Annotated in this window: 4 protein-coding genes, 1 tRNA gene and 1 pseudogene; 2 read left to right on the top strand and 4 right to left on the bottom strand. The window is 31.2% G+C overall.

What is annotated here, in order from left to right:
- The first annotated feature begins 308 nt into the window (after positions 1 to 308).
- Positions 309 to 953 carry a tRNA (guanosine(46)-N7)-methyltransferase TrmB gene (gene trmB / locus BMY79_RS11330; protein ID WP_022748909.1) on the top strand — a complete coding sequence of 215 codons (645 nt, stop codon included), beginning with the start codon at positions 309 to 311 and terminating at the stop codon, positions 951 to 953.
- Positions 954 to 1210: 257 nt separating this feature from the next.
- Here the strand turns inward: trmB and BMY79_RS11325 are convergent, their stop codons facing one another.
- The 3 genes from BMY79_RS11325 to BMY79_RS11315 form a co-directional block, all read right to left on the bottom strand.
- On the bottom strand, positions 1211 to 2428 hold the full coding sequence (locus BMY79_RS11325; protein WP_027422243.1) for an iron-containing alcohol dehydrogenase: 1218 nt from the start codon (positions 2426 to 2428) through the stop codon (positions 1211 to 1213).
- Positions 2429 to 3136: 708 nt separating this feature from the next.
- Positions 3137 to 5155, bottom strand: coding sequence for a YgiQ family radical SAM protein (locus tag BMY79_RS11320; protein WP_083383573.1), 2019 nt, complete (start codon positions 5153 to 5155; stop codon positions 3137 to 3139).
- 232 nt (positions 5156 to 5387) lie between these two features.
- Positions 5388 to 5460, bottom strand: a tRNA-Lys gene (locus tag BMY79_RS11315).
- Positions 5461 to 5718: 258 nt separating this feature from the next.
- On the opposite strand from BMY79_RS11315, the gene pepT reads away from it, so the two are divergent.
- Positions 5719 to 6945, top strand: coding sequence for a peptidase T (gene pepT / locus BMY79_RS11310; RefSeq protein WP_022748913.1), 1227 nt, complete (start codon positions 5719 to 5721; stop codon positions 6943 to 6945).
- 154 nt (positions 6946 to 7099) lie between these two features.
- Here the strand turns inward: pepT and BMY79_RS11305 are convergent.
- Positions 7100 to 7227, bottom strand: a pseudogene (locus tag BMY79_RS11305) (IS200/IS605 family transposase); the annotation flags it as partial.

The following is a 7227-nucleotide window of genomic DNA, read 5'->3' as shown; positions in this document are numbered from 1 at the left end:
ATCATAAAAATAAATCTCCTTTGAAATGTATTAATGCTGTTTTAGAACCACAGGGTGCTCTTTGCGATTGTAACCTCGTTCTAAATAAACCGTCATGCGGTATCTAACTGATTAACAAATGAACAAAGAGACTGTGGTTGGAGCCTTTCTTAAACCATCAAGTGGTAGGAAATAATAACCAATCCACAGCATCCTAAACATCATAGTCGAACCTATAGAAAAGGTAAAGAAAAGACTATGACTGAATAGTTATAAAGACCTTGGAGAGGGTCTCTAAAAACTACTACTATATAATACGAGGATTTTATATGAGACTTAGAAATATTCCAGGCGCGACAGATGTCATCGAAAACAGTGAATTCTGCATCAATGAACCTTCTTCATTAAAAGGAAAATGGCACGAATTCTTTAATAACGACAATCCAATTCATTTAGAAATTGGAATGGGTAAAGGTAGATTTTTAATGGATCTCGCTCAGGCAAATCCTAATATAAACTATATTGGAATTGAGCGTTATACTTCTGTTTTACTTAGAGCAGTTCAAAAAATGGATGAACTTCAACTTGATAATGTTCATTTTCTTTGTATAGATGCCAAAACATTAAATGAAATTTTTGAAAAAAATGAAGTATCTAAAATCTATTTAAACTTTTCAGATCCTTGGCCAAAAGATAGACATGCCAAAAGACGTTTGACATCTCATCAATTCTTAGATGTTTATAGTCAGGTATTATCTAAAGAAGGTTGCATCGAATTCAAAACAGACAACATAGACTTATTTAATTTTTCACTAGATGAAATTAATGATTCTTCATCTTGGAATCTTGATGCTTATACTTTTGACTTACATCATGATGATAAAATGAATGTTGGAAATATTATGACAGAATATGAAGAAAAATTTTCTTCAAAAGGTAACAATATTTGTAAATTAATAACTTCTCAAATTTAATAAATAAAAAACAACCCTTATTTTGTACCGACCCCAAAAAGTTAGACCAAAAATCTAACGATTGGAGGTCGGTACATTTTCCTACTAGATTTCTTTTTTTGTTCTAAACAATTATATGTTTGACTCTTTAGGAAAAATCGGGTTGTTTTTTTAATATTCTTGCTATTTATCTCTTAGCTTCTACAGTTTCCATTTTTGTTAGTTATGAAAATCAATTATTTTTTATGCGTTTTCAGTTGTTAATTTTCGTTTCCATTTTAAAAATCAACTTCTGTATCATAGTAACAGCATTTTAATAATTTTTCCATTTCTTCCTGAGTTGGAATTCTTGGATTAGAACCAGTACATGCATCTGCAATTGCATTTTTAGCAATTTCAGGTAATCTTTCAAGAAATACATCTTCAGGCACAAAACCTTCTTCTGCTGGCAATCCATCAGCCCCATAATTCTTTATGCAATGTGGAATATTTAAATCATCATTCATTTTTCTCAAATATTTAATTAACAATTGAACTTTCTCACTTAATGATTCTCCACCAAGATGCATATAATCAGCTATAACACCATATCTTTCTTTTGCAACTGGATCTTTTGCATTAAATGCAACAACTTTTGGCAAATACATTGCATTAGCTGCTCCATGAATAATATGTGATCCATGATCTGCAAATGCCGCACCTGTTTTATGTGCCATCGAATGTACAATTCCTAGTAACGCATTAGAAAATGCCATTCCAGCTAAGCACTGTGCATTATGCATTTTATCTCTTTTTACCATATCTCCTTTATAAGATCCAACTAAATCTCTTTGAATCATTTCAATGGCATGAATAGCAAGTGCATCAGTATAATCGCAGTTTGCTGTAGAAACATAAGCTTCAATAGCATGTGTTAAAGCATCCATTCCTGTATGAGCTATTAATTTTTTTGGCATTGTCTCAGCTAATTCAGGATCAACAATAGCTACATCAGGTGTGATTTCAAAATCCGCTATTGGATATTTAATTCCCTTATCGTAGTCTGTTATAATTGAGAATGCTGTTACTTCTGTTGCTGTTCCCGATGTAGATGATACTGCACAAAAATGTGCCTTCTTTCTTAATTCTGGAATTCCAAAAACTTTACACATTTCATCAAATGTGATATCAGGATACTCATATTTAATCCACATAGCTTTTGCTGCATCAATTGGTGACCCCCCACCAATCGCAACAATCCAATCTGGATTGAATTCCTGCATTACTTTAGCACCTTCCATTACTGTTTTCACAGATGGATCTGGTTCAATACCATCAATAATCTTTACTTCCATTCCAGCTTTTTTCAAGTATCCTTCAGCTCTGTCCAAAAAGCCAAAACGCTTCATAGAACCGCCACCTACGCAGATAACAGCTTTTTTACCTTCAAAATTTTTAAGTTCTTCTAAAGCTCCTTTTCCATGAAAAATATCTCTTGGTAATGTAAATCTTGCCATTGTAAATTCCTCCTACTCTCAATACATTAATCCCCACATTTTAATCCTAGAACTCTTTAAATCAGAATTCTCTTCTATATAAAATGTGCCTCATATTGTTTTGTTTTATATTCACAATTTTCCTTACGAAAAATACAGTTTTATTGTACTACACTTTATGTTAATTTTAAATATCTTCTGTTAATTTTATGATTTTTCAGATATTTTTCACATATTTTATATGCGATTTTTATACGATTTTACACTATATTTTTTTTTAATTGTTTTTTTTATCATTTTCATCATAACTCAATTATGCTTTAGTTTCTGTTTTATAATGAAAATCTTATTTTCATTTAAAAATATAAATTATCTGACAACAATAAAGTTTTCAATATCACCATAAATTCATCATAAAATATCACAAAAACCACCCCAAAAAAACGTAAAAAAACCTGAAGCAATAGTTAAATATTTTTAGAATGTAATCATTTTCAGAACTAATGAATAATTATAGCGGTATAAATTGTGTAAATACGAAACAAAATCCCATAACAAAAAATAAAGTCAAAGTAAAATTAAAAACAAAAATAAAATCAGAAGTGAAATTAAAAGAAAAAACCAAAATAAAATCAGAAGAAAAATTAAAAGTAAAAAAACGCTAAAAAACACAAAAAAGATAGAGCATACTGTTCTTCATATGCTCTATCCTCTATCATCTATCCTCTATTAATGTTTATTACGTTTACTATTTTTGGGGCCCTTATTTTTCTTATTAAAGAAAGCACTTTTTTCACTTGGTTTTCTACCACTGCTTTTTTTATTGTCTGGCTTTTTAACCTTACCATCTATTTTTTTAGACTTACCATCTGGTTTTTTAGACTTACCATCTGGTTTTTTAGATTTACCATCTGGTTTTTTCTTATGGTGATAATCCGAAAAATTCTTAATCTTTCTTGGTGGAATAAGGCATTCTTCTCCAAATCCTATTAAATCTTCTCTATGTTCCTTAATCAATGCTTCTTTGACTAAATCATAGTTATCTGGATTTCGATATTGAATCAAAGCCCTTTGCATTGCTTTTTCATGTGGATCTGTCGCAACATACACCTCTTCCATTGTCAACGGATCTAACTTAGTATAATACATACAGGTAGAAATTGTACCAGGTGTTGGATAAAAATCCTGTACCTGTTCTGGCATATACCCCAAATCTCTAACATATTCTGCTAATGCTATTGCATCTTTTAATGTACTTCCTGGATGAGAAGACATCAAATATGGAACAATATATTGGTCTTTTTTTAGTTTTTTATTAACTTGTGTAAACTCTTTTACAAATTTATTGTAAATATCTACTCCTGGTTTACCCATTCTTTTCAAAACATTATCACTAATGTGCTCAGGTGCTACTCTTAGCTGACCACTTACATGATATTTACATAATTCATTTAAAAATTCTTTGTTTTTGTCTGCAACTAAATAATCAAACCTAAATCCTGATCTTACAAATACTTTTTTCACACCTTCAAGATTTCTAACTTTTCTAAGTAATTTAATATAATCCGTGTGGTCAACTTCCAAATTTGGACATGGTTCAGGGAACAAACAATGTCTGTTTTTACAAGCACCAAATTTTGTTTGTTTTTTACAAGCAGGTTTTCTAAATTCCGCTGTTGGTCCACCCACATCATGTATATATCCTTTAAAATCAGGATGTTCTATGCACTGTTTGGCTTCTTTTAAAATTGATTCATGACTTCTTGCTTGAATAATTCTACCTTCATGAAAAGTCAAAGCGCAGAAATTACAGCTTCCATAACATCCTCTATTTGATGTTAAACTGAATTTAATTTCATTTAATGCTGGAATCCCTCCATCTTTTTCATATATAGGATGATAATTTCTCATATATGGCAAATCGTATGTATCATCCATTTCCATCTCTGTAAGAGGTTTAGCTGGTGGATTTTGAACTACAAACATTTTACCATCATATGCCTCATACAATCTTTTCGCCTGAAATGGGTCTGTATTTTTATACTGGATTGCAAAACTCTCTGCATATTTTCTCTTATCCGATTTGATTTCTTCAAAATCAGGAAGTCTAATTGCATCATAAATATCTTCTTCTTTTCTAGTTTTATAAACAGTTCCATCTATAAATGTAATATCTTTAATTTCTATTCCACTAGCTAATGCATCCGCAATTTCTATTATACTGTGTTCACCCATTCCATACGAAATAATATCCGCACCAGAATCCAACAAGATTGAACGTCTAACCTTATTAGACCAATAATCATAATGCCCCATTCTTCTAAGACTCGCTTCAATTCCACCTATTATGATCGGTGTGTGTTTGTAAACTTGTCTAATTAAATTGCAGTAAACTATAACTGCATAATCTGGTCTTTTTCCCATTACACCACCAGGACTATAGGAATCTTTACTACGATGCTTTTTGTTAACCGTGTAATGATTAACCATAGAATCCATATTACCTGCCGACACCATGAATGAGTATTTAGGTTCTCCATATTCCATTATACTCTCTGGATTTTTCCAATCAGGTTGACAAATCATCCCAACTTTATAACCATGCGCTTCTAACAACCTACATATAATTGCACTTCCAAAACTAGAATGATCCACATACGCATCACCTGAAATATATATAAAATCAAACTGACTAATTCCAGCTTCAATCATGTCTTGTTTACAAATTGGCAAATATCCTTTACTCATAAATCTCCAATCTCTTTACTCATATGTATTTCAACATAAATTTTTTAAACGACATTTTAAAATTGTTTTCTTTTCAAGAACAATTCTCTATTTCTAAGTCTAAACAACCCTTTTTTGTTTATATATTTTAAAAAAACGACTTATTATTTTGTCTAATTTATAGATTACTCTCTTTTATATAACAAAAAAAGTACTAATCTGCAACATAACCTGTCCAAAATTAGTACTTAAATGCGTCATCAGGGGTTCGAACCCTGGACACCCTGATTAAGAGTCAGGTGCTCTGCCAGCTGAGCTAATGACGCATATTATTTATTTTTCTTGCCTGACGACAGTTATTATTATATACCACTCTATCAAATTTTGCAATACCTTTTTTATGTTTTTTATATTTTTATTTATAAAAAATTTAATATATAATTCCTCTTCTTTCTGTATTATAATATGTAATGTGGCGATTTTCATTATATAAAAAAGTTAACCACAATTTTTTGTGGATAAGTAGCTATTTATCCACATTTTATTAACTTGAAAGGAGATTTATCCACTAGGATATACACATTATGAAAAAAACAGTAGAAGAAAGATTTTTAAAATATGTCTCTTATTGGACAACATCTGATGAAAACTCAAATACTACACCTAGTAGCAAAAGAGAATTCACTTTAGCAAAAGTTTTAGAGCAGGAATTAAATGATTTAGGTTTATCAAATGTAAAACTCGATGATAAATGCTATGTTTACGGACTACTCCCTGCAACTTCAGGAATGGAAAATAAAAAAGCAATCGGATTTATTTCACATATTGATACAGCACCTGATTATTCTGGCGAAAATATTAAACCACAGATTATCGAAAATTATGATGGTAATGATATTTTATTAAAAGGTTCAAACGAATACTTAAAAACTTCTGATTTCCCAACTTTAAAAAATTTAAAAGGTAACACTTTAATTACAACAGATGGAACAACATTACTCGGAGCCGATGATAAAGCTGGAATTTCTGAGATTATTTCTGCTTTAGAGTATATTATTGAAAATAACATTCCACATGGTGATATCTGGGTTGGTTTTACCCCAGATGAAGAAATTGGTGCCGGTGCATCTAATTTTGATTTAGATTATTTTAAAGCAGATTATGCTTATACTGTAGACGGTGACTATGAGGGTGAAGTTGCTTACGAAAACTTCAATGCTGCAAGTGCAACTATTACATTCAAAGGTGTAAATGTTCACCCAGGTGAAGCCAAAAATATTATGGTTAACTCAGCACTTTTAGCTTGTGATTTTGCTAATCAACTTCCTAAAAATGAAACACCATGTAAAACTTGTGGTCGTGAAGGATTTTTCCATTTAATTGATATATCTGGTGATGTTGCAAAAACTACTTTAAACTATATTATCAGAGATCATGATATAGACAAATTTAATGATAAAATAAAATTTTTAGAAGATCTCACAAATTCTTTTAATGAAAAATACGGAAAAGACACAGTAACAATAAATACATCAATTTCATACAACAATATGCTATCAATTATTGAAAATCATATGTATGTTGTTGATTTAGCAAAAGATGCTATTAAAACTGTTGGACTCGAACCAATATCAAGACCTGTTCGTGGCGGAACTGATGGTGCAATGTTATCCTTCAAAGGACTTCCTTGTCCAAACCTAGGAACTGGCGGATACGGTTTCCATGGTCCTTTTGAACACATTTCAATTGAATCAATGCAAACAGTTGTAAAAATCTTAGTAGAAATTGCAAAAAATCCTTTAGATCGATAGGTTTTTGTAAAACAAAATTGTAATCAGCACCACCGGCTTAGCCGGTGGTTTGCTCTTGCCCTATAAGGGCATATTACCGGCACTGAGTCTAAAGACTCGTCGAAAGGTTCGCCAGCCGCAACATCATTTCCCTACTGAGCCCCATGGGCTCTTTTTATTTGTTTTGCTTTACCGGCTCACCCGTAAACGGGTCTACATATTCCTTCAGTGTCATTTGATCATATTCTAAATCTTCTTTTAACTGATTCTGAATATACTCTTGAATTTTCTTCGCATTTTTTC

This window comes from Lachnobacterium bovis, from assembly GCF_900111325.1.
GTDB classification, from domain to species: Bacteria; Bacillota; Clostridia; order Lachnospirales; family Lachnospiraceae; genus Roseburia; species Roseburia bovis_A.
Note: the sequence above shows the minus strand (reverse complement) of the source record. Positions and strands in the feature narration are given on the sequence as shown.